Genomic DNA, 21,544 nt, shown 5'->3' with positions numbered 1-21,544 from the left:
CCCGCGTGGCCGGAAAGGCAAACCGGCCGTCGCGCGCGGCTCAGATCTGGTAGTCGGCCTCGAGAAGGGCGAGGCCGCCGAGATCGCGCATCTCGGTCAGCGTCCGGTGGTCGAGCACGGTCGAAATGGCGTTTCGAACCTCGAGCATCATCAGGCGGACCTGACACGACCGCACGTCCTGACAGTCGTCACAGGGCACGTAGGCCGATCGACTGGCGCAGGCGATCGGGGCGAGCGGGCCGTCCAGCGCCCGGACGATCGCGCCGACCGTGATCTCGTCCGGAGACTTCGAGAGCATGTAGCCGCCGGCTTTGCCCTTCTTGCTGGAGAGCATGCCGGCGTTGCGGAGCTCGCCCAGGATCGCGTCGAGGAACTTCTTCGGGATCGCGTTGCGCTCGGCGACCTCGGCCACGAAGGTCGACTTTCCCGGCTGAAGGCGCGCCAGATCGACCATGGCCTTCAGGCCGTATTTCGCCTTCTTCGTCAGCATCGTCCCAACCCTCGCTGCGACCCGAGATACGAGATCCCTCGCGCCGCAGCAATATATGTTGAGTCGCTTACTGGAATGCGAGCGTGCTCATGCGGCTTCCGCGGGATCCGGTGGCGATCAATGCAGCGGCGGGGGGGGGCGGGCTGTTCGGCGTTAGGCCCTCGCGCGCTCACGGCGCATCGGCCGTTACGCGGCGGGACCGGAAAGAATCTTCCAGAGCCCGTTCGCCGCCGCCACCGCGCGGTCGCCGACCTTCAGCGTTCCCCGCATGAAGACCAGCGACGAGGTCAGCCGGACGAGCTCCGGCTCCACGGCGACGAAGTCTCCCATCTTGGCGGTGGAGACGAACTGCATGTCGAACTGGACGGTGACCGAGGGCCTCCCGCCCGCCGCGTCCCAGGCCGCGACGCCCAGCGCGCGGTCGGCGAGGGTCATCAGCATGCCGCCGTGGACCACGCCGATGAGGTTCGCGTGCTTCGTCTCAGCCGTGACGCCGAAGGCGCGAAGGCCGTCCGCGCCGCGGCGCGTGACGATGGGACCGACGAGATCGATGAAGCCTGCGTCCTGAAATCTCTCCCAGCCATGGGCGAGGGGATCGTACGGCGGCGAAGGAAGAGCGTTCACGAGCGAGGACGTCCTGTGGTTCAGGGAGGGAAGAGGACTTAAGCGCGCCGCCAGAGGTCCGGGCCGATCAGATGGATCGACGCGCCTGCGGCGTCCACAGCCACGGTGACGGGCATGTCGACCACCTCGAACTCGTGGATGGCCTCCATCCCGAGATCCTCGAACGCCAAGACCCGAGAGGAGCGGATCGCCTGCGCGACGAGGATGGCGGCGCCGCCGACGGCGATGAGCGAGGCCGCGCCATGCCGGGCGATGGCCTCGATCGCTGCAGGCCCGCGCTCCGCCTTGCCGATCAAGGCGAGCAGCCCGGTCCTCGCCAGAAGCGCATCCACGAAGCCGTCCATTCGGGTGGCCGTGGTGGGGCCGGCGGGACCCACCGCCTCGCCGCCGACCGCCTTCACCGGCCCGACGTAGTAGATCACCCGTCCGTCGAGCGGGACGGGCAGGGGCTCTCCGCGGGCGAGAAGATCCGCCATGCGCTTGTGCGCCGCGTCCCGGCCGGTGAGCAGCTTGCCCGACAGCAGCAGCCTTTCGCCGACCGTCCAGGACCGCACCTCGTCGCGGGTCAGCCGATCGAGGTCGACCCCGCGCGCGGCGTCGGCGGTGCGCGCGAGCACGATCTGCGGCCAGTCCGCGGCGTCCGGCGCCTCGAAGCTCGCGGGGCCGGAGCCGTCGAGCGTGAAGCTGACGTGTCGGTTCGCGGCGCACTGCGGCATCAGCGCGACGGGCTTCGAGGCCGCGTGGGTGGGAAAGGTGCGGATCTTCACGTCAAGCACGGTGGTGAGGCCGCCGAGCCCCTGCGCGCCGACGCCCAGCGCGTTGATGCGCTGGTAAAGCGAGATCCGCATTTCCTCCAGCTTCGAAGCCGGCCCGCGGCGGAGCAGGTCGAGCATGTCGATCGGTTCGAACAGCGATTCCTTCGCGAGCAGCATCGCCTTGTCGGCGCTGCCGCCGACGCCGATCCCGATGAGGCCGGGAGGGCACCAGCCCGCTCCGAGCGTCGACATGGTCTCGACCACCCAGTCCTCGACGGAGGCGCTCGGGTTGAGCTGGACGAAGCGCGCCTTGTTCTCGGAGCCGCCGCCCTTCGCGGCGACGATGACCTCGACCGCGTCGCCCGGCACGAGGTCGACGTGGATCATTGCGGGCGCGTTGTCGCCGGTGTTGCGGCGTTCGAACAGCGGGTCGGCCACCATGGTGGCGCGGAGCGGATTGCCGTCGTCGAGATAGGCGCGGCGCACGCCCTCGTTGACGAGCTCGTCGAGCGAGCGGCGCGTGGCGAAGCGCACGTTCATGCCGACCTTGAGGAACACGGCGGCGACGCCGGTGTCCTGGCACATCGGCCGCCGACCGATGAGCGCCATGCGCGAGTTCACCAGAATCTGCGCGATGGCGTCCTTCGCCGCCGGGCTCTCCTCGCGCTCATAAGCCCGGGCGAGATGACGGACGTAATCGGCGGGATGGACGTGGCTGACGAACTGCAGCGCCGCGGCGATCGACGCGATGAAGTCGTCCTCGGCGATCCAGACGGTCGGATGGGGCGCGGTCGCGGCCATAACAGGTACCCACTCGGAGCCGGGGACGGCCAAACGGGAACGTCGCACGCTCCACGCCGGTGGTTCAAGGCGATCGCCTCAGACACGCGCCCGAACATACATCCTAAGATTGTATCTCTTAACCATATGTGTACGATTACGTGCTTCACGGCATCGGTACACGGTGGGCGGGAATGGCGTCGGAGCAGGCGGTCGAGCGTTTCATCGCGCGCTGGCAGGGGAGAGTCGGCGGACAGGAGCGCGCGAACTACGCGCTTTTCTTGAGCGAGCTTACCGACGCGCTGGGCGTCGCCCGGCCCGACCCGGCGTCGGCGGCGACCGAAGAGAACGATTACGTCCTGGAGCGGGTGGTGAAGGAGGTCGGACGCGACGGCGCCGTCTCCCGGCGCCGGATCGACCTCTACCGGCGGTCGAGGTTCGTGCTGGAGGCCAAGCAGTCGCGCATCCCAGGAGCGGCCAAGGCTCCGCTCGGCGCCACGGCTGGCCCTGAGCCCGCGACCCGCGGACGTCGCGGCGCCGACAAGGCCTGGGATGTCCTCATGATGAACGCTCGCAACCAGGCCGAGCATTACGTCCGCTGGCTGCCGGAAGGCCACGAACCGCCGCCGTTCGTCGTCGTCTGCGACGTCGGCCACTGCCTCGAGCTCTACGCGAACTTCCGCAAGGACGGCAAAGCCTACGACCAGTTCCCCGACCGGCAGGGCTACCGGATCTATCTCGAGGATCTGCGCCGTCCCGAGATCCGCGAGCGGCTGGTCAAGGTGTGGAACGACCCGCTCGCGCTCGACCCCGCGCTGCACGCCTCTCGGGTCACCCGCGAGATCGCGGTCCGGCTCGCCGAGGTGTCGCGCCGTCTGGAAGCCAAAGGCCATGCGACCGAGGAGGTCGCGCAGTTCCTAATGCGCATGCTGTTCACGATGTTCGCGCAGGACGTGGAGCTGATCGAGCGCGGCGGTTTCAGCGCGCTGCTCGCCGAATGCGAGGCGGCGCCGGCCCGGTTCCAGCCTGTGGTCGGCCAGCTTTGGGAGGCCATGGACAAGGGCGGCTACGCCTTCGGCCTCAAAGCGCAGGTGCCGCGCTTCAACGGCGCTTTCTTCCGGGATTGTTCCGCGCTCCCGCTGGACAAGACCGAGATCGCGGAGCTTCGGGCGGCCGCGTCCTACGACTGGCGCGAGGTCGAGCCCGCGATCTTCGGCGCGCTGCTGGAGAAGGCGCTTGACCCGGACGAGCGGAGCGCGCTCGGCGCGCATTACACCCCCCGCGCCTATGTCGAGCGGCTTGTGGTCGCGACCGTGATGGAGCCGCTGCGCGCGGACTGGGAGGCGGCGCTCGCCACCGCCGAGCGCCAGCGCGACGAGGGACGCGCGGCGCAGGCGCTGAAGACGGTCCGGGGCTTCCATGCGCGCCTCTGCGCGACGCGCGTGCTCGACCCGGCCTGCGGCACCGGCAATTTCCTCTACGTGACGCTCGAGCTGATGAAGCGGCTCGAGGGCGAGGCGCTGGAGGCGCTCGCCGACCTCGGCGGGCAGGAGGCGCTCTCCGGTCTGGAAGGCCACACGGTCGACCCGCATCAGCTTCTGGGGCTCGAGAAGAACCCCCGCGCCGCGGCGATCGCCGAACTGGCGCTCTGGATCGGATATCTGCAGTGGCACGCCCGCACCCGCGGCGGCGCGCCGAACGAACCGATCCTGAAGGCCTTCCGCAACATAAAGGTCATGGACGCCGTGCTCGAGGCGGAGGAGGAGCTGGTCCGCGACGCCGGCGGCCGCCCGCTCCGGGACGGGTCGCGCGAGCGGACCCGCTACCGCAATCCCCGGCTGCCGGCCTGGCCGGACGCCGAGTTCATCGTCGGCAACCCGCCCTTCATCGGGGGCAAGGACCTGCGCGCGCGGCTGGGCGCGGACTACGCCGAGGCGTTGTGGGCCGCGAACCCCGGGATCAACGAGAGCGCGGATCTCGTGATGCATTGGTGGGACCGAGCGGCCGCGATCCTCGCGGCGATGGGCTCGCCGCTGCGACGCTTCGGCTTTGTGACCACGAATTCGATCAGCCAGGTGCTCCAGCGCCGAACGCTCGAACGCCGCATGGGCGGGAGGGCGCCGATCTCGATCGTGATGGCGATCCCGGATCACCCCTGGACCAAGGCGGCGAAAGACAGCGCGGCGGTGCGCATCGCCATGACCGTGGTCGAGGCGGGCGTGAAGGACGGAGCTCTGCGCGAGGTCGTGCGGGAGGAGGGTCTCGCCACCGACGCGCCGCTGATCGAGCTGTCCGAGAGGCGCGGACGGATCAACGCGGACCTGACGATCGGCGCCGACGTGGGAGCGGCGAAGGCGCTGCTTGCGAACAGCGGGCTCGCGGCGCGCGGTGTCGTGCTGCATGGCGCCGCGTTCATCGTATCGAGGACGGCGGCGGAGGACCTCGGGCGGTCGACGCGGCCGGGGCTCAGGGAGCGCATCCGCGACTATCGCAACGGTCGGGATCTCACGTCGCGGCCGAGGGACGCGTTGGTGATCGACCTCTTCGGCCTCCCTCTACCGGAGGTCCGCGTACGCTACCCGGAAGTCTATCAGCATCTGGCCGTCCACCTGAAGCCGGAGCGTGATCGAAATCCGCGGACCTACCGGCGAGAGAACTGGTGGCTGTTCGGCGAAAACAATCCGGAGACCCGGATGGCGATATCGGGGTTGTCACGCTTCATCGCGACCGTGGAGACAGCGAAACACCGCGTGTTTCAGTTTCTCGATGGAAGCGTGCTTCCGGACAACAAGCTGTTGTTGGTCGCAAGCGACGATCCTTATGTGCTTGGCGTGCTGTGCTCGAGGACGCACGCGGAGTGGTACTTGCAGAACGCCGGAATGATCGGCGTTTATCCGCGGCCCGCAGTTTATGTGAAATCCCGCTGCTTCGACCCGTTCCCGTTCCCCGATCCCACGCCGATCCAGGCCGCGCGGATCGCGGCGATCGCGGAAGAGCTAGACGCGCATCGCAAGCGCGTCCTCGATGAGCGGCCGAAGCTCACGCTCACCGGGCTCTACAACGTGCTGGAACGTCTGCGCGGCGGCGCGGCCGCGTCCGACCTGACGCCCGCGGAGCGGCGCGTGTTCGACGACGGCCTCGTCCTGATCCTGAAGGAGCTGCACGACCGGCTCGACCTTGAGGTCGCCGGCGCCTACGGCTGGCCTGCCGATCTCCCCGCCGCGGACGCGGTGGCGCGGCTCGCGGCGCTGAACCTCGAGCGTCGCGCCGAGGAGGCCGCGGGCGTGGTCCGCTGGCTGCGGCCCTCCTATCAGGCGCCACGCTTCGCCCGGGGCCGGGCCGCGGCGGCGGACCGCGCCGGCCAGGCCGAGGCGCCGCTCGCGGCCGTCGCCGCGCGCAAGCCCTCGTTCCCAAAGGAGGACATGGCGCAGACCGCGGCCGTCATCTTCGCCCTTCTGGAGGCGCGAGAGCCGATCGACGTGGGCTCGCTGGCCGACGTCTTCCGGGAGGGACGGCGCGCGACGCCGCGGATCGAGGCGACGCTCGCCGCGCTCGCGCGGATCGGCGCCGTTGCGTCTTCGGGAGCGACCTTTGCGCTGCGCGGCCATGCCTGACCCTTCCGGCGGGAACGCCCCGCCCTAGCTTCGCTGTCGCATCCCGGCGCCGCGGCGCGACAGCGAGGGCTCACCCGAATGGACATCCGACTCGACGGCCAGATCGCCATCGTCACCGGCGCATCGAGCGGCATCGGCCGCGCCGTCGCCCGCGGGTTCGCCTTGTCCGGCGCCAAGGTCGCGGTGAACTACCGGTCGGGCGAGGACGAGGCCGAGGCCTTGGCGGGCGAGATCGCGGAGGCCGGCGGCGACGCCTTCGCCGTCCGCGCCGACGTCTCGGACAAGGATCAGGTCGACGCGATGTTCGCCAAGACCGTGGAGCGCTGGGGCGGGGTCGACATCGTGGTCGCGAACGCGGGCCTGCAGAAGGACGCCGACAGCTTCGAGATGACGTTGGACGACTGGCGGCAGGTGATCGACGTCAACCTGACGGGACAGTTCCTCTGCGCCCAGGCCGCGATCCGGCGGTTCCGGGAGCAGGGCGACCGTGGCGTCTCGCGCTCCCGCGGCAAGCTCGTCTGCATGAGCTCGGTCCACGAGGTCATTCCGTGGGCGGGGCACGTCAACTACGCCGCCTCCAAGGGCGGAATCGCGCTGATGATGAAGACGCTGGCGCAGGAGGTCGCCGAACTCGGCGTCCGGGTGAACGCCATCGCGCCCGGGGCGATCCGCACCGCCATCAACGCGGAGGAGCTGGACGGCGAGAACGGCGAGCAGGTCCTCAAGCTTATCCCCTATGGCCGGATCGGAGACGCCGAGGACATCGCCGACGTCGCGACCTGGCTCGTCTCCGACAAGGCCGACTACGTCGTGGGCGCGACGATCTTCGTCGACGGCGGCATGACGCTGTACCCGGCCTTCCGCGACAATGGCTGAGGCCGACGCGCCGGCCTGCGCCATCGAGGACCACGCGCTCATCGGCGATATGGCGACAGCCGCCCTCGTGTCGCGCGAGGGCTCGATCGACTTCCTCTGCTGGCCGCGGTTCGACAGCCCCAGCGTTTTCGCGGGTCTCCTCGATCCCGCGAAGGGCGGTCACTTCACCATCCGGCCGAAGCTCGCGGGCGCTGCCACCCGCCAGCTCTACCTCCCGGACACCAACGTCGTGGTCACCCGCTGGCTGAGCCATGACGGCAGCGCCGAGCTCACCGACGGCATGCGGCCGGTCTGCGGCGAAGACGGCGGCGGGCCGCAGATCCTCCGGAGGGTGGAGGCCACGCGCGGCGAGGTGACGTTCTCCGTCGCCTGTCGGCCGCGCTTCGACTACGCCCGGGCCCGGGGCGAGACGCGCCGGGGAAAGCACGGCGTCTCCTTTCGCTTCGGCGAGCTCACTCTGCGCCTCGCCTCCGACATTCCGCTGCGGGTGCGGGGAGGCGACGCCGTCGCGGAGTTCACGCTGAAGAAGGGCGAGGTCGCGTGGTTCGTGCTGGACGGCGGCGAGCATGAGCCGCTCTCCGCGGACCAGGCCCAGCTCTCGCTCGACGAGGCGGTCGCGTGGTGGCGGCGCTGGGTCGCGCAGTCGACCTACGAGGGCCGCTGGCGCGAGACGGTGACGCGCTCGGCGCTCGCGCTCAAGCTGATGACCTCGCGCGACTTCGGCTCGATCGTGGCGGCGCCGACCTTCGGCCTGCCGGAAGCGATCGGCTTCGGCCGCAACTGGGACTACCGCGCCACCTGGGTGCGGGACGCCTCCTTCACGGTCTACGCGTTCATGCGTCTCGGCTTTCGCAAGGAGGCGCTCGCCTTCGTACGCTGGATTGCGGAGCGGGTGCAGGGCGAGAAGGACGGCGTGATCCGTCTGATGTACGCGCTCGACGGCGGCCCCGCGCCGGCGGAAGAGGAGCTGCCGCATCTCGCCGGGTACCGTGGCTCGCAGCCGGTTCGGATCGGCAACGCCGCCGCCAGCCAGAGCCAGCTCGACATCTACGGCGAGTTGCTCGACGCGGTGTATCTCAACGACAAGTACGGACAGGCGATGTCCGCCGACGGCTGGACGCGCACGCGCCGGATCGTCGATCACGCCTGCGCGGTCTGGCGGGACAAGGACGCCGGCATCTGGGAGATGCGGGGCGAGCCGCGCGCCTTCCTGCACTCGCGCCTGATGTGCTGGGTCGCCGTCGACCGCGCGTTGCGGCTGGCGCTCAAGCGATCGCTGCCCGGGCCCGTCGCGGATTGGACGGCGGCGCGCGACGCGATTCATGACGACATCTGGAACACCTTCTACGACGCCGAGCGCGGCCACTTCGTTGCGAGCGCCGAGGGCGACGCGCTCGACGGAGCGCTGCTGCTGATGCCGCTCGTCCGATTTTGCAGCGCCACGGACCCCAAGTGGCTGGCGACGCTTGACGCCATCAAGCGGGATCTCGGCGACGACTCCATGATCTTCCGCTACCGCTGCGACGACGGGCTCGAGGGCGACGAGGGCGCGTTCTCGGCGTGCTCGTTCTGGTACGTCGAGTGCCTCGCCCGGGCGGGGCGTCTGGACGAGGCTCAGCTTTGTTTCTCGAGCCTGCTCGCCTATCGCAATCACGTCGGCCTCTACGCGGAGGAGATCGGGCTCGACGGCTGCGCGTTGGGCAACTTTCCCCAAGCATTGACGCATCTCGCGTTGATCAGCGCCGCGCACTTCCTTGATCGGGAACTCAGCGGGCGCCGCTCCACTTGGAGGCCCTGAACCCAAGCTGTCGCCACTCGGCGCGAAGATTATGGGAACGTTTTTTGACGTACCGCCGTTTGTTCACCGAGGGGAATGATGGAGGGTTTCAGATGCACAAGGGCATCACCGCTTTCGTTCTGGCGCTCGGCGTCGCTCTGCCGACCGCCTCGATGGCTCAGGAAGGCACCGCCGCCGGCGTGGCGGGCGGCGCGGCCACGGGCGCCGTGCTCGGCGGTCCGGTCGGCGCAGCAGCCGGCGCGGTCGCCGGCGGCGTCGCGGGCACGCTGATGGCTCCGCCCAAGCAGGTGAAGGAATACGTGGTGCGCGACGAGCGCCCATCGATCGCCTACGAGGGTGAGGTCGTCGTCGGCAAACCCCTGCCGAAGACCGTCGAGGTCTATCAGGTGCCGGACAGCGACTACAGCTATACCGTCGTCAATGATCGCCGCTACATCATCGACGACGACCGCACGGTGGTCGAAGTCGTCGAGTAAGCCAGCCGTCGTCTTGACGCATGCGAACGCCCCTGCATCCTCCCAGATGCAGGGGCGTTCGGCGTTTAAAGGAGCGAGACATGAACGATGACGGTCAGTCGCACGCCGAACGCTGGAAGCACGATGGCGTTCGCGTCATCAAGGGCGATCAGCTCGATCCCAACACCGTCCAGACGCCGGGGATGTTCCGCCAGGCCGCCATCAATCACGCCCGCGTCGGGGCGCAGAAGATTTGGGCCGGCACGGTCGCGATCGAGCCGAACGCCAAGACGGGCGTGCATCACCACGGGGCATTGGAGAGCGTGATCTACGTGGTGAGCGGCCGGGCGCGAATGCGCTGGGGCGAGCGGCTGGAATACGTGGCGGAAGCGGGCCCGGGCGATTTCATCTTCGTCCCGCCCTACGTGCCGCACCAAGAGATCAACGCCGATCCCGATCAGCCGCTTCAGTGCGTTCTCGTGCGCTCTGACAACGAGGCGGTGGTGGTGAACATCACCGATATCGAACCTGTCGAGGCGCCGGAGGCGGTGTACTGGGCGGATCCGATCCACAAGCGCCTGGAAGGGTAGCGCAGCCGATCCGTTTCCAAGCGCGTCAATACGGGTGCGGCAGCGGCAGGAACAGGCAGGCGCCTCCGGCCTTCGCTGCGGGCGCGTGAGGCGGGCGCATCAGCAGCCCTTCGGCCTCGGCCAGAGGCCTCAGCATCGAAGAATCCTGACGTGGAAAGGCGGTGACCGCCGCGACGCCGTCCGGGTCGATCTCGATGGCTGCGCGCAGGTAGTCTTCGCGGCGGTCATTCGCCGGCATGTCGCGGCCGAGCCGGCCGACGACCAACGGCGGTTCGAGGTCCGTGCGGCCCGAGAGCCGCCGCAGGGCCGGCGTCAGGAAAAGCAGCGAGCAGACGATCGCGGACACGGGGTTGCCGGGGAGGCCGAGCACCAGCGTCCCGCCGCGCCGGCCCGCCATCATCGGCTTGCCCGGCCGCATCGCGATCTTCCAGAAGTCGAGCGCGACGCCGGCCTCTTCCAAGACGGGGCGGACGAGGTCGTGGTCGCCGACCGACGCGCCGCCGAGCGTTACGAGGATGTCGACCTCGTCGGCGAAGGCCCGGCCGACGGCGGCGGCGATCGCCGCCCGGTCGTCGGGCGCGACGCCGAGATCGAGCGCGATCCCGCCGTCTCCCGCCACGACCGCCGCGATCGCGAAGGCGTTCGATGCGACAATCTGGTCGGGACCCACCGGTTGGCCGGGCAGCACCAGTTCGTCGCCGGTGGCGAGGATGGCGACCCGGGGTCTCGCGGCGGCCTCGACCGTCGGATGGCCGAGCGCCGCGGCGAGCGCCAGGCCTCGCGCGCCGAGCCTGCGGCCAGGGTGCAGGAGCGCCTCGCCGGCGGTGAAGTCGATGCCAGCCTTGCGAATGTGCCGCCCGCGCTGGACGGCCTCGCCGACGACGATCGCGTCGCCGTCGCGGCTCGCGTCCTCCTGCAGCAAGACGCCATCGGCGCCGGCGGGGACGGGCGCGCCGGTGAAGATGCGCACGACCTGCCCCGGCTCCAGCGTCCCGCCGAAGCTCCGACCCGCCGCTGATTCGCCGACGACCGTCAGCCGCGCGCCGAGCGTCGCGTCGTCGGCGCGCACGGCGTAGCCGTCCATCGCCGAGCAGTCCCAGGGCGGCTGGGTGCGCAGGGCCGCGACCGGGGCCGCAAGCGTGCGGCCGAGCGCGTCTGCGAGCGCGACGGTCTCCGCCGGCTTTGGCGCGACCGCGGCGAGGATCCGCGCGCGCGCCTCCGCGACCGGCAGCAGATCGCTCAAGAGAACTCCTCGACGCGGAAGTCGCCAGAGCGCCCACCGGACTTCGCGACCAGCCGCACGCCCTCGATCCGCATGCCGCGGTCGACCGCCTTGGTCATGTCGTAGATCGTGAGGCAGGCGACGGAGACGGCGGTCAGCGCCTCCATCTCGACGCCGGTGGGCCCCGTGGTCCTCGCGGTGGCGGTGACGACGACGCCCGGCAGCGAGGAGTCCGGCGTCAGCTCCACCGAGACCTTCGACAGCAGCAACTGGTGGCAGAGCGGGATCAGCTCGTGGGTCCGCTTGGCGGCCATGATGCCGGCGAGCCGCGCTGTCCCCAGCACGTCGCCTTTCTTGGCGTCGCCGGCCTCCACCAGCTTGAAGGTTTCAAGCGCCATCACGACGCGGCCCTCGGCGGTCGCCTCGCGCGACGTCGCCGCCTTGTCCGCGACGTCGACCATGTTGGCTTCTCCGGTGGACGACAGATGGGTAAGCGAGGCGTCTGAGTTCACTGGGGAGGTCCAATCCATAGGGCATGGCCGATGTCGAGCGCGACGGCGGCGAACACGCCGCAGCCCGTCAGCCCGAAGCCGATGAGATAGAGCCGGGTCGCCCGGTCGTAGACGCGCTTCACCAGCCCCTCGAGCGGAAGCAGAAGAGCGAGAGCGCGGATCTGGAGCAGGGCGCCGCCGAAGATCGCGATGACAGGGGGCAGGTCGTAGAGACGCCAAGCCCCGGGGCTCGACGCCCACTGCGACAGGAACCCGAGCGAGAACGACACTGTGATGCCGAAAGCGGTGATCGTGCCGTTCCGGAAGACGGCCTCGATCAGCTGCTCTCCGCGGCTCCCGGCCGGGGCCGCCTGCGCGTCGCCGTCAACGTCCATCGCCCTATCCCCGCCGGCCCCGATCGTCGCTCACGAGGCGGGTGAGAAGATCGATCTGCTCCTGCTGCTTCGCAAGCAGCGAGACGATGTGCTCGTCGCGCAGCCGGTCAAGCTTGTCATGCAACGCCATGATCTCGATCTCGGCCTTGAGGTTCACCTCGTAGTCGAGCTGCGCATTGTGTCGGTCCTTAGCCGACTGACGGTTCTGGCTCATCATGATCACGGGCGCCTGGAGCGCGGCGATCATGGACAGCAGCAGGTTGAGGAAGATGAAAGGGTAGGGATCGAACGGCAGCGTCAGCAGCCAGACGTTCAACCCGGTCCACAGCGCGAGGAAGAGGCCGAACAGGGTGATGAAGGTCCACGAACCGCCGAAGGTTGCGACCTGGTCGGCGAGGCGCTCGCCGAACGACATGCTGTCGTCGAACCCCTCGTTGGGGTCGCGCGAAAGAATGGTGCGCGCCTTCGCGTGGCGAAGCGCGCGGGCCTCGCTCTCCTCGAGCGCTTCGGTCGCCTTACCGAACCAGCGCCGGGCGGCGGCCTGCACCTCGGAGGCGTGGTCGGTCATGGTCGCAAGGCCTTGCTGTTGGACGCGTCAGGCTGCGGCGTGCGCGGGCGCGAGCAGGGCGCGCGTCGCCGCCGCGACGTCCGCCTGCCGCATCAGGCTTTCGCCGACCAGCAGCGTGCGGCAACCGACCGCGCCGAGCCGCGCGACGTCGTCTGGCGTGAAGATGCCGCTCTCGCCGACGAGGATGCGGTCGTCCGGCACGCGCGCGCTCAGCCGCTCGGTCATCTCCAGCGTCACCTCGAAGGTGCGCAGGTTGCGGTTGTTGACGCCGATCAGCGCGCTCCCGAGCGGCAAGGCGCGGTCAAGCTCCTCGCCGTCATGGACCTCGATCAGCGCGTCCATGCCGAAATCGCCCGCGGCCGCCACGAGATCGCGGGCTTCGGCGTCGGTCACGGCCGCCATAATGACGAGGATGCAGTCGGCGCCCAGCGCGCGGGCCTCGGCCACCTGGTAGGGCTCGTAGAGGAAGTCCTTGCGGATGACCGGCAGGTCGACCGCGGCGCGGGCGGCGATCAGATACTCCGGCGCGCCTTGGAACGAGGGGCCGTCGGTCAGCACCGAGAGGCAGGTCGCGCCGCCGTCCGCATAGGCGCGGGCGAGCGCGGGCGGGTCGAAGTCCGCGCGGATCAAGCCTTTCGAGGGGCTGGCCTTCTTGATCTCGGCAATCAGCGCCACGCCGCCGGCGTCGACGCGGCGGCGGATGGCGGCCTCGAACCCGCGGGGCGGGGAGGCGGCGTCGGCGGCCTTGGCGACCACGTCGTACGGCCGCGCGGCCTTCGCCTCCGCGATCTCGCGGCGCTTGTAGGCTTCGATCCGGGCGAGGATGTCGGTCATATCAAGGCCCTTGATGCCTCATGATTTTTCCTGAACCCCCACGGCGGCGTCTAGGCGTAGGCGGCAGGATCGGCGACTTTCTATGGGCCGATCCGAACGCCCCTGCAACCGGCCTGCCCGAGAGGTCGCCCATGCCCACCACCGCGACGCTGCTCGCCTTCGCCGCCGTCTCGCTCGGCATGGTGCTGACGCCCGGGCCTAATATGCTCTACCTGATCTCGCGCTCGCTCTGCCAGGGGCCGAAGGCGGGGCTGATCTCGCTCGGCGGCGTCGCGCTCGGCTTCCTGTTCTACATGCTGTGCGCCGCCTTCGGCATCACCGCGCTGCTGTTCGCCGTGCCCTTCGCCTACGACGCGCTACGGCTCGCGGGCGCGGCGTATCTCGCCTGGCTCGCCTGGAACGCTGTGAAGCCTGGCGGCGCCTCGCCGTTCGAGGTGCGGGCGCTCGCGCCGGACAGCCCGCGCAGGCTGTTCCTCATGGGCCTCGTGACGAACCTGCTGAACCCGAAGGTCGCGATGTTCTACCTCGCGCTGTTCCCTCAGTTCATCGATCCCGCGGCGGGCTCGGTGCTGACGCAGACGCTGGCGCTGGGCGCGGTGCAGATCACCATCAGCATGGCGGGCAACGCCATGTTCGCGCTCACCGCCGGCGGCATCGCGGCGTTCCTTGCGCGCCATCCGCTGTGGGTGACGGCGCAGCGCTGGTTGATGGGGCTGGTGCTCGGCGGGCTCGCCGTGCGGCTGGCGCTCGAAAGCCGGCGCTGAGAGGCTGGGTTCTCGAACGGCGCTGCCCTTGTCCCGGCTTTGAGCCGGGACCCAGGCGCGCTGAGCGTTGGGAAAGAGACGCGGCGTCGGCGCATCAGATCCTGAAGCCGCGCGGGTTCTAGGTCCCGGCTCAAGGCCGCGACAAGGACGAAACCTTTAGCCCTCGTTCGACACCCGCACCAGCGCGTCGAGGCGGGAGTAGGCGCCGCCGCTGTCGATCGCGTCGGCCGCCATGGCGGCGCCGTCCGCAAGGGTCTCGGCCCGCCCGGCGACGATCAGCGTCGCCGCGGCGTTGAGGATGGAGACGTCGCGATAGGCGCCCTTGGCGCCGTCGAGCACCGCGCGCAGCGCGACCGCGTTCGCTTCCGCGTCGCCGCCTTTGAGCGCCTCGGGCGCATGCCGCGACAGGCCGGCGTCCTCCGGGGACACGTTGAAGTTACGCACCGCGCCGTCGCGCAGCTCCGCGACCAGCGTCGGGCCGGAGGTGGTGATCTCGTCGAGCCCGTCGGAGCCGTGCACCACCCAGGCGCGCTCCGACCCCAGCCGGGCGAGCGCCTCGGCGATCGGCTCGACCCATTTGGCGGCGAACACGCCGACCATCTGCCGCCGCACGCCTGCGGGGTTCGACAGCGGCCCAAGCAGGTTGAAGATCGTGCGCACGCCAAGCTCCGTCCGGGCCGGGCCCACATGGCGCATGGCGGCGTGGTGGTTCGGCGCGAACATAAAGCCGACGCCAGCCTCCGCGATGCAGCGCCCGATGAGCTCCGGCGAGGCGTCGACGTTGACGCCGAGCGCCTTCAGCACGTCCGCCGAGCCGGACTTCGACGACAGCGCCCGGTTGCCGTGCTTGGCGACCGTGACGCCGCAGCCCGCCACCACGAAGGCCGCGCAGGTGGAGACGTTGACGGAGCCCGCGCCGTCGCCGCCGGTGCCGACCACATCGACGGCGTCGACCGGAGCTGCGACCGGCGTCATCTTGGCCCGCATGGTCGCGACGGCGCCGGCGATCTCGTCCACCGTCTCGCCACGCAGGCGCAGCGCCATCAGGAAGGCGCCGATCTGCGCCGGCGTCGCCTCGCCCGACATGATGTGGTCGAAGGCCGCTTCGGCCCCCGCCCGGTCGAGCGTGCGGCCGTCCGCGACGTGGGCGATGACCGCCTTGAAGTTGTCCATCCGCGTGCCGTCCGTCAGCCGGCGAGGCGGGCGGGAGAACGGCGCTCGGCGTTCCAGCGGCGCGCGTCCTCGAGGAAGTTCGCGAAGATGGTCGCGCCGTGCTCGGAGGCGATGGATTCCGGGTGGAACTGCACGCCGTGGATCGGAAGCGAGCGGTGCGACAGGCCCATGATCAGGCCGTCGTCGGTCTCGGCCGTCACCTCAAGCGCCGCGGGGAGGTCGTCCCGACGCACCACCAGCGAGTGGTAGCGGGTGGCGCGCAGCGGTCCGTTTATGCCGCGGAACACGCCGCCGTTCGCGTGGTTCACGCGGGCGAGCTTTCCGTGCACCGGGACCGGCGCGCGCACCACCGCGCCGCCGAAAACCTCCCCGATCGCTTGATGGCCGAGGCAGACGCCGAACACCGGCACGCCTTCCGCCGCCGCGCGCTCGATCAGCGCGCAGGAGATGCCGGCCTCGTGCGGGGTGCAGGGACCGGGCGATATGACGATGGCGTCGGGGCGCGTCGCCATCACCTCGTCGACGGTCGTTTTGTCGTTGCGCCGCACGGAGACCTCGGCGCCGAGCGATCCGATCGCGTGCACCACGTTCCAGGTGAAGCTGTCGTAGTTATCGATCAGGGTGACGGCGGTCATCGGGGTCTCCAGCGCGGCGCACTCAACTGAAGCGCAGGCGCGGCGTCAAGCGCAGGGAGGGCGGGGGGCCGCCGGCTCAGTCGTTCAGCAGGGTCCAGCCGATCGGGCTCAGATGTTCCTGCGGGCGGAAGCGGCGCTTGTAGTCCATCTTGTTGGAGCCCGAGACCCAGTAGCCGAGGTAGAGGTACGGCAGGCCGAGCGCCTTGGCGCGCTGGACGTGGTCGAGGATCACGTGGGTGCCGAGTCCGCGGTCGCGCTGCTCGGGATCGTAGAACGAGTAGACCAGCGAGAGGCCGTCCGAGAGCCGGTCCACCAGCGCCACGGCGTGGAGCGGGCCGGCGCCGCGGCCGTTGATGGCGGTGTCCGGGCTCCGGCGGCGGTACTCCGTCAGCCGCGTGCGGACGTGGCTGTCCTCGACCATGCTGGCGTAGTCGAGCACCGTCATGTCGGCCATGCCGCCGTCGGAATGGCGGTGGTCGAGATAGGCGCGGAACAGCGAGTACTGTTCGGAGGTCGGATTGGCGCCGACATCCGCTCCGACGAGGTCGGAGTTCAGGGCGCGGTTTCGACGGAAAGCCTTGGTCCACACGAAGTCGTCGACCCGCACCCGCACGGATACGCAGGCCCGGCAGCTTTCGCAGGCCGGGCGATAGGCGATCGTCTGGCTCCGGCGGAAGCCGCCGTGGGTCAGCAGATCGTTCAGGTGCGCGGCGTTCTCGCCCACGAGGTGGGTGAAGACCTTTCGCTCGAACTGCCCCTTGAGATAGGGGCAGGGCGACGGAGCGGTAAGGTAGAACTGCGGCGTGTCGCGCGAATGGGCGGTCACGGGAGGCCCCTGCGAAGCGGCCGGCCGCCGCTTTCCACATCAGGATAGCAGCGGCGCGACGCGCGGCAAGTCGGTCAGTAGCTGCGACCTTCCAGCCGGCCGCGGTCCACCAGCACCGTGCTCAGCACGAGGTCGTGCAGCAGTTGCTTGCGGCGGGTGAACAGCCCCACCAGCAGGATGAACGGCGTGAGCAGCGTGATCGACACGTAGAGGAACACGACGTGCGCGGCTGCGATCAGGAAGCCGGGCTTCGCGCCGTCGGTCATGCGCGCGGTCAGGCCCGTGAGACGCATGCCCCAGGTCGCCGCCTTGTCGCCGCCGAGCGTCGCGCCGGAGTAAAGGATCGCCATCGCCGGAAAGACGCCGCCGTAGAGCAGCCAGGCGAGGCCGAGCGTGACGATTCCAAGGATGAAGATCACGACGCTCGCGATCGCCGTCAGCGTGAAGACGATGCCGAAGTCCACGCAGAACGCCAGGACGCGCCGGCTGAGCACGCCTTCGTAGAGACGCGGATCGGCGAGCGGGTCGAACGCCTCGCGCTGGATCGGCTGGGCGGGAGAAAGCGGAGTGGTCGACATCGGGACAGGGCGCCTCGCAGGACAGCTTCGTAGCGCGGCGTCAGCGCCGCGCTAAAAACGTGGTGCGGGCACGGGGCGTTCGCAAGATCCAAGGGTCTTGGCGGGAGCGGCGCCTCACGCTGCCCTCAGGCTCTTGGCGGAGTCTCAGCAGGCCGCCTTGCCGCATTCGCGCACGGCGGCGATGCGCTTCTTGAGGGCGTCGACGCCAACCGCGCCGGGCAGGATCGCGTCGGCGAGGATGAAGGTCGGAGTCGACTCGACGCCAAACTGGTTCGCGAGGTCGTAGCTTTCTTCGAGGGTCGCCTTCACGTCGGGGTGCGAAAACGCCTTCTTCAGCGCGGCCTGATCGATCCCGACATCCTTCGCCGCCTGGATGGCGGCGGCGCCGTCGACCTGGCCCTGGGCCGCCAGCAGTTTGTCGTGGAAGGCGCGGTACTTGGCGGGAGCGATCACGTTGACCGCCGCCGACACCTGCGCCGCCTCCGCCGAACCGCGGCCAAGGATCGGGAATTCCTTCAGCACCACCTTCAGCTTCGGGTCGGCCTCGATCAGCGCGTTGACGTCGCCGAGCGCGCGTTTGCAGTAGCCGCAGTTGTAATCGAAGAACTCGACGAGCGTGACGTCGCCGTTGGGGTTGCCGAGCACCGCCTGGAGCTTCGAATTCTCGAGCGTCGCGGGCTTTTCGGCGAGCTTCTGCCGCGCCGCGGCGGCCTGCGCGGCCTCCTGACGCTTGGTCAGCTCCTTCTGAGCCTCGATCAGGATCTCGGGATTGCTGACGATGTAGTCCCGCACGATCTTTTCGATGGCGGGCTTGTCCAGCGTGGTCGTCGCGGTTTGCGCCGTCGCCGTCTCGAACGGCAGCTCGACGAGCGCGAGGCCGGCGAGAGCGGCAAGCGCTACGCTGGCGAGGGCGAGGCTGCGGAGAGAGCGGGGCATGGGCGTCCTCGGTCGTGGTCTCAGGGCTTACGCGTCGGGCGCCCGTTCCGACCCTTGTCGGTCGAATCCGTGGCGGAACGACGGCGGCGCAGAACCGCGGGCGTCACCGCTGACCGAAGATGCGCCTTTCACAACGACAGTCGCAGGCCAAGGCGTCGGCGCGCTGGACACCTGCGTCGCGGAGACGCTCCCTCGGGAACATACCCATCGCGGGCGACCAGCGCATCACTGACGCGGTCGTCGCGCGGGCCAAGTTCGCGGCGTCGGGTCTTTCGGAGGCTCAACTGTCCAGTCGCGGCCTCATAAAGAAAGCGCGCCAGCCGCCTCAGCCAATCGATGTCCTGCATGATCTCATGACCCGCCGCCCGGTCCGGCCCTCAGTTCATCTTCTGCGGCGTGTAGCTCGCGATGTCGTCGGCTTTCAGCCAGCCCGGCGTTCCACGCTTGAACCCGGTCTTGGCGCGCTCGGCGATCTGGCGGGCCGTGCCGAAATCGCCGGAGGCGAAGGCGGCCTGCGCGGAGGCGAGGTCGGCTTCCGGGATCTTGCCCTTGCGGGCGTAGGCGAGGGCCAACTGTCGGAAGCCGTCGGCGTTCTTCGAATCGCGCGCGGTCGCGCGCACCAGCTCCGAGATCGCGGCGTCGCCGTCGCGGGTCGAGCCGCTCGCGACCAGCGCCTGGCCCAGCATGGTCCGGATCAGCGTGGCGTTGGGCGCGAGCGCGATCGCCCGGCGGAGCGGGGGGACGGCGTCCGCCGCGCGGCCGTTCTCGAGATAGGCCTGCCCCTTCAACTCCTGGAACCACGGGTTCTGCGGCTGCGCGGCGATGAGACCGTCGATCTGCGAGATCGCGCCGGCGAGCGCGGCGGAGCGGTAGGTCGAGATCGCCCGCGCGTAGCGCGCGGGAAGGCTCTGGTCCGACATCGGGTAGCGCCGCATGACACCGGACGGCCCATCGACGAAGCCGACGAGCTTCGCCCGCATCAGGTCGTGGCGCGCCTGAAGCGCGGGAGGGTCGAGTTTGTCGTAGTAGGGGCTCTTCTTCGCCAGGTCTTCCAGGTTCGCGATGCGGTCTTGCGGCATCGGATGGCTCTGGGCGTAGGGGTCGATAAAGCGCTGGGAGAATGCGGTCTGGTCCGCGAAGCGCTTGAAGGTGATCAGCATGCCCTTGGCGGACTGTCCCGTCTTGGAGAGGTAGTTCACGGCCGCGCGGTCGGCCGCCTGCTCCTCGGCGCGTTGGTAGGACAGCAGCGTCCGGCGCATCATTTCCTGCGGCGCCATGGCCGCGCCGATCGCCGCGCCGCCGGAGCCGTTGTTCAAGCCGCCGCCGGCGGCGGCGCCCGCGATTGCGCCGGCGCCGAGCAGCATGGCGACGATCGCCATGGTCTGCATGCTGTCGAGGCGCTGCCTCAGCCGCGCCAGGTGGCCGCCGGCGATGTGGCCTGTCTCGTGCGCAAGCACGCCGATCACCTCGTTCGGCGTCTTGGCGTCCAGCAGCACGCCGATGTTGACGAAGATGCGCCGGCCGTCCGCCACGAAGGCGTTGAACACCTTGGAGTTGATCAGCACGATCTCGACCGCGCCCGCGTCGACGCCGGCCGCCCGGTAGATCGGCAGCATGTAGTCCCGCAGCAGCCCCTCGATCTCGGCGTCGCGGATGATCGAGCCGCCGAGCCCCTGGGCCTGCGCCGGCTGCGGCAGCGACGACACGAGCAGCGCGATCGCGCAGAGCGCGGCCATGCCGGCGCGCGCCAGCCGCCGGAAACGCGCGGGTCGGGTCGTCTGCGGGCGGGGTTCCATGCGGCGAGGCGCCTCGCTAAGAGGAGAACCGATTGTTGCGCGGGTCACTTAAGGGCCGCGCCGACGCCGGGTCAACGCGCCGACCGTCACCGAGCCGTGACCGCACCATGACCCACGACCTGCGAGCGATGCCGACCCAATGACCGTTCCCGATCGCCGCCCGGCTCTCACCGCGCCGTCGCGCCGCGCGCTCGCCGTGCCGCCGTTCCTCGCCATGGAGGTGATGCGCGACGCCCGCGTCCGCGTCGCGGCGGGCGAAACCATCCGGCACTTGGAGGTGGGCCAGCCGAGCGCCCCCGCGCCGAAGGCCGCGGCCGAGGCCGCCATGCGGATGATCGCCGCCGGCGACGTCGGCTACACCGAGGCGCTCGGTCGTCCGTCGCTGCGCGCGCGAATCGCCCGCCACTACCGCGAAACCTACGACGTGGCGGTGGCGCCGGAGCGCGTGGTGGTGACGACGGGGTCTTCGGGCGGCTTCGCGCTCGCCTTCCTTGCGGCATTCGAGCCCGGCGCGCGGGTCGCGATCCCGTCGCCCGGCTACCCCGCCTACCGCGCCATCCTGACCGCCCTCGACCTCACGCCCGTGGAGCTCGCCACCGGCCCCGCCTCGCGCTGGGCGCTGACGGCGGAGATGGTGGCGGCGGCCCACGCCGAGGCGCCGCTCGCCGGCGTGCTGGCGATGAGCCCGGCCAACCCGACCGGGGTGATGACGCTCGCGCCAGACTTGGCGGATCTCGCCGAGACCTGCCGCAGGCTCGGGATCTGGCTGGTGTCGGACGAGATCTACCACGGCCTCACCTACGAGACCCCGGCCGCCACCGCGCTCGCCTTCGACGACGACGCCATCGTCGTGAACAGCTTCTCGAAATACTACGCGATGACGGGCTGGCGCGTCGGCTGGCTGGTGCTGCCGGAGCGGCTGGTGCGCGTGGTGGAGCCCTTGGCGCAGAACCTCTTCATCTCCGCGCCGACGCTGAGCCAGGGAGCGGCGGAGGCCGCGCTCGACGACCGGGAGACCTGCGAGGCCTACCGGCAGGCCTACGCCGTGAACCGCGCGATGCTGCTGGAGCGCCTGCCGCGCATGGGGCTCAACGAAATCTTGCCGCTCGACGGCGCGTTCTACGCCTATGTGGGCGTCGGCCGCTTCTCGAACGACAGCACCGCCTTCGCGAAGGCGCTGTTGGCGGAAGCGGGCGTCGCGCTCACCCCCGGCGTCGATTTCGACCGCGAGCGCGGCCACGCCTATGTGCGGATGTCGTTCGCGGGCGCGGAAGCGGACATCGCCGACGCGCTCGACCGCATCGCGCGCTGGCTGCCGAAGCGCTGAGACGTTTTAGAGTTCGC

General features: G+C 70.0%; 21 protein-coding genes. 7 read left to right on the top strand and 14 right to left on the bottom strand.

The window, feature by feature from the left end; genetic code table 11:
* Positions 1-40 precede the first annotated feature (40 nt).
* The 3 genes from K244_RS0106175 to K244_RS0106165 all read right to left on the bottom strand — a co-directional run bounded on the left by K244_RS0106175 (position 41) and on the right by K244_RS0106165 (position 2,670).
* Positions 41-490, bottom strand: coding sequence for an Rrf2 family transcriptional regulator (locus tag K244_RS0106175; RefSeq protein ID WP_020185383.1), 450 nt, complete (start codon positions 488-490; stop codon positions 41-43).
* 186 nt (positions 491-676) lie between these two features.
* Complete coding sequence (locus K244_RS0106170) at positions 677-1,114, bottom strand: PaaI family thioesterase (RefSeq protein ID WP_020185382.1); 438 nt, start codon at positions 1,112-1,114, stop codon at positions 677-679.
* Positions 1,115-1,152: 38 nt separating this feature from the next.
* Positions 1,153-2,670: a fumarate hydratase gene (locus K244_RS0106165; RefSeq protein ID WP_020185381.1), complete on the bottom strand. Its 1,518-nt coding sequence runs from the start codon at positions 2,668-2,670 to the stop codon at positions 1,153-1,155.
* Between the two features lie 173 nt (positions 2,671-2,843).
* Here K244_RS0106165 and K244_RS0106160 point away from each other — a divergent pair, with 173 nt between their 5' ends.
* The 5 genes from K244_RS0106160 (at position 2,844) to K244_RS0106140 (ending at position 9,982) form a co-directional block, all read left to right on the top strand.
* Positions 2,844-6,263, top strand: coding sequence for a DNA methyltransferase (locus K244_RS0106160; protein ID WP_020185380.1), 3,420 nt, complete (start codon positions 2,844-2,846; stop codon positions 6,261-6,263).
* A gap of 78 nt (positions 6,264-6,341) precedes the next feature.
* A complete protein-coding gene (locus K244_RS0106155) occupies positions 6,342-7,139 on the top strand; it encodes a glucose 1-dehydrogenase (protein WP_020185379.1) in 798 nt (265 codons plus the stop codon).
* A complete protein-coding gene (locus tag K244_RS0106150; RefSeq protein WP_020185378.1) occupies positions 7,132-8,937 on the top strand; it encodes a glycoside hydrolase family 15 protein in 1,806 nt (601 codons plus the stop codon). The genes K244_RS0106155 and K244_RS0106150 overlap by 8 nt, the downstream gene beginning before the upstream one ends.
* A 92-nt stretch (positions 8,938-9,029) precedes the next feature.
* Positions 9,030-9,413 carry a DUF1236 domain-containing protein gene (locus tag K244_RS0106145; protein ID WP_020185377.1) on the top strand — a complete coding sequence of 128 codons (384 nt, stop codon included), beginning with the start codon at positions 9,030-9,032 and terminating at the stop codon, positions 9,411-9,413.
* A gap of 80 nt (positions 9,414-9,493) precedes the next feature.
* Entirely contained in the window at positions 9,494-9,982 is a 489-nt protein-coding gene (locus K244_RS0106140; RefSeq protein WP_020185376.1) for a cupin domain-containing protein, read from the top strand.
* Positions 9,983-10,007: 25 nt separating this feature from the next.
* On the opposite strand, the gene glp is transcribed toward K244_RS0106140, so the two are convergent.
* The 5 genes from glp to trpC are packed head-to-tail and all read right to left on the bottom strand — an operon-like array spanning position 10,008 to position 13,492.
* The gene (gene glp / locus K244_RS0106135; RefSeq protein WP_020185375.1) at positions 10,008-11,225 is read right to left on the bottom strand and encodes a gephyrin-like molybdotransferase Glp; all 1,218 of its coding nucleotides are present in this window, start codon (positions 11,223-11,225) and stop codon (positions 10,008-10,010) included.
* Positions 11,222-11,734, bottom strand: a complete 513-nt coding sequence (gene moaC / locus K244_RS0106130) for a cyclic pyranopterin monophosphate synthase MoaC (RefSeq protein ID WP_036305534.1) — start codon at positions 11,732-11,734, stop codon at positions 11,222-11,224. The genes glp and moaC overlap by 4 nt, the downstream gene beginning before the upstream one ends.
* Positions 11,713-12,090 (bottom strand): hypothetical protein, encoded by a 378-nt coding sequence (locus K244_RS0106125; protein WP_020185373.1) that lies wholly within the window; start codon positions 12,088-12,090, stop codon positions 11,713-11,715. Before K244_RS0106125 ends, moaC begins: the two co-directional genes overlap by 22 nt.
* A 4-nt stretch (positions 12,091-12,094) precedes the next feature.
* Positions 12,095-12,658 (bottom strand): DUF1003 domain-containing protein, encoded by a 564-nt coding sequence (locus K244_RS0106120; protein ID WP_020185372.1) that lies wholly within the window; start codon positions 12,656-12,658, stop codon positions 12,095-12,097.
* A 27-nt stretch (positions 12,659-12,685) separates the two neighbouring features.
* Positions 12,686-13,492 (bottom strand): indole-3-glycerol phosphate synthase TrpC, encoded by an 807-nt coding sequence (trpC, locus tag K244_RS0106115; protein WP_020185371.1) that lies wholly within the window; start codon positions 13,490-13,492, stop codon positions 12,686-12,688.
* 131 nt (positions 13,493-13,623) lie between these two features.
* Here trpC and K244_RS0106110 point away from each other — a divergent pair, with 131 nt between their 5' ends.
* Complete coding sequence (locus K244_RS0106110) at positions 13,624-14,256, top strand: LysE family translocator (RefSeq protein WP_020185370.1); 633 nt, start codon at positions 13,624-13,626, stop codon at positions 14,254-14,256.
* Positions 14,257-14,412: 156 nt separating this feature from the next.
* Here K244_RS0106110 and trpD read toward each other — a convergent pair whose 3' ends face one another.
* The 6 genes from trpD to K244_RS0106080 all read right to left on the bottom strand — a co-directional run bounded on the left by trpD (position 14,413) and on the right by K244_RS0106080 (position 20,200).
* Positions 14,413-15,429, bottom strand: a complete 1,017-nt coding sequence (gene trpD, locus K244_RS0106105; protein WP_020185369.1) for an anthranilate phosphoribosyltransferase — start codon at positions 15,427-15,429, stop codon at positions 14,413-14,415.
* A gap of 14 nt (positions 15,430-15,443) precedes the next feature.
* Entirely contained in the window at positions 15,444-16,064 is a 621-nt protein-coding gene (locus K244_RS0106100; RefSeq protein WP_020185368.1) for an aminodeoxychorismate/anthranilate synthase component II, read from the bottom strand.
* 76 nt (positions 16,065-16,140) lie between these two features.
* Positions 16,141-16,890, bottom strand: coding sequence for an arginyltransferase (locus K244_RS0106095; RefSeq protein ID WP_020185367.1), 750 nt, complete (start codon positions 16,888-16,890; stop codon positions 16,141-16,143).
* Between the two features lie 74 nt (positions 16,891-16,964).
* On the bottom strand, positions 16,965-17,468 hold the full coding sequence (locus tag K244_RS0106090) for an RDD family protein (protein WP_020185366.1): 504 nt from the start codon (positions 17,466-17,468) through the stop codon (positions 16,965-16,967).
* Positions 17,469-17,612: 144 nt separating this feature from the next.
* A complete protein-coding gene (locus K244_RS0106085; RefSeq protein ID WP_020185365.1) occupies positions 17,613-18,404 on the bottom strand; it encodes a DsbA family protein in 792 nt (263 codons plus the stop codon).
* Positions 18,405-18,781: 377 nt separating this feature from the next.
* On the bottom strand, positions 18,782-20,200 hold the full coding sequence (locus K244_RS0106080; protein ID WP_020185364.1) for a M48 family metalloprotease: 1,419 nt from the start codon (positions 20,198-20,200) through the stop codon (positions 18,782-18,784).
* A gap of 139 nt (positions 20,201-20,339) precedes the next feature.
* On the opposite strand from K244_RS0106080, the gene K244_RS0106075 reads away from it, so the two are divergent.
* On the top strand, positions 20,340-21,527 hold the full coding sequence (locus tag K244_RS0106075) for an aminotransferase class I/II-fold pyridoxal phosphate-dependent enzyme (protein ID WP_020185363.1): 1,188 nt from the start codon (positions 20,340-20,342) through the stop codon (positions 21,525-21,527).
* Positions 21,528-21,544: the final 17 nt, after the last annotated feature.

Source organism: Methylopila sp. 73B, assembly GCF_000526315.1.
GTDB lineage: Bacteria > Pseudomonadota > Alphaproteobacteria > Rhizobiales > Methylopilaceae > Methylopila.
The sequence above is the reverse complement of the archived record's forward strand: the minus strand, read 5'-3'. Positions and strand labels throughout refer to the sequence as shown.

Bases quoted from the DNA above. Each gene is read 5' to 3' on its own strand.
- K244_RS0106175 (WP_020185383.1), bottom strand. From the start codon at position 490: ATGCTGACGAAGAAGGCGAAATACGGCCTGAAGGCCATGGTCGATCTG.
- K244_RS0106165 (WP_020185381.1), bottom strand. From the start codon at position 2,670: ATGGCCGCGACCGCGCCCCATCCGACCGTCTGGATCGCCGAGGACGAC.
- K244_RS0106160 (WP_020185380.1), top strand. From the start codon at position 2,844: ATGGCGTCGGAGCAGGCGGTCGAGCGTTTCATCGCGCGCTGGCAGGGG.
- K244_RS0106155 (WP_020185379.1), top strand. From the start codon at position 6,342: ATGGACATCCGACTCGACGGCCAGATCGCCATCGTCACCGGCGCATCG.
- K244_RS0106150 (WP_020185378.1), top strand. From the start codon at position 7,132: ATGGCTGAGGCCGACGCGCCGGCCTGCGCCATCGAGGACCACGCGCTC.
- K244_RS0106145 (WP_020185377.1), top strand. From the start codon at position 9,030: ATGCACAAGGGCATCACCGCTTTCGTTCTGGCGCTCGGCGTCGCTCTG.
- K244_RS0106140 (WP_020185376.1), top strand. From the start codon at position 9,494: ATGAACGATGACGGTCAGTCGCACGCCGAACGCTGGAAGCACGATGGC.
- moaC (WP_036305534.1), bottom strand. From the start codon at position 11,734: ATGGATTGGACCTCCCCAGTGAACTCAGACGCCTCGCTTACCCATCTG.
- K244_RS0106125 (WP_020185373.1), bottom strand. From the start codon at position 12,090: ATGGACGTTGACGGCGACGCGCAGGCGGCCCCGGCCGGGAGCCGCGGA.
- K244_RS0106120 (WP_020185372.1), bottom strand. From the start codon at position 12,658: ATGACCGACCACGCCTCCGAGGTGCAGGCCGCCGCCCGGCGCTGGTTC.
- trpC (WP_020185371.1), bottom strand. From the start codon at position 13,492: ATGACCGACATCCTCGCCCGGATCGAAGCCTACAAGCGCCGCGAGATC.
- K244_RS0106110 (WP_020185370.1), top strand. From the start codon at position 13,624: ATGCCCACCACCGCGACGCTGCTCGCCTTCGCCGCCGTCTCGCTCGGC.
- trpD (WP_020185369.1), bottom strand. From the start codon at position 15,429: ATGGACAACTTCAAGGCGGTCATCGCCCACGTCGCGGACGGCCGCACG.
- K244_RS0106100 (WP_020185368.1), bottom strand. From the start codon at position 16,064: ATGACCGCCGTCACCCTGATCGATAACTACGACAGCTTCACCTGGAAC.
- K244_RS0106090 (WP_020185366.1), bottom strand. From the start codon at position 17,468: ATGTCGACCACTCCGCTTTCTCCCGCCCAGCCGATCCAGCGCGAGGCG.
- K244_RS0106085 (WP_020185365.1), bottom strand. From the start codon at position 18,404: ATGCCCCGCTCTCTCCGCAGCCTCGCCCTCGCCAGCGTAGCGCTTGCC.
- K244_RS0106080 (WP_020185364.1), bottom strand. From the start codon at position 20,200: ATGGAACCCCGCCCGCAGACGACCCGACCCGCGCGTTTCCGGCGGCTG.
- K244_RS0106075 (WP_020185363.1), top strand. From the start codon at position 20,340: ATGACCGTTCCCGATCGCCGCCCGGCTCTCACCGCGCCGTCGCGCCGC.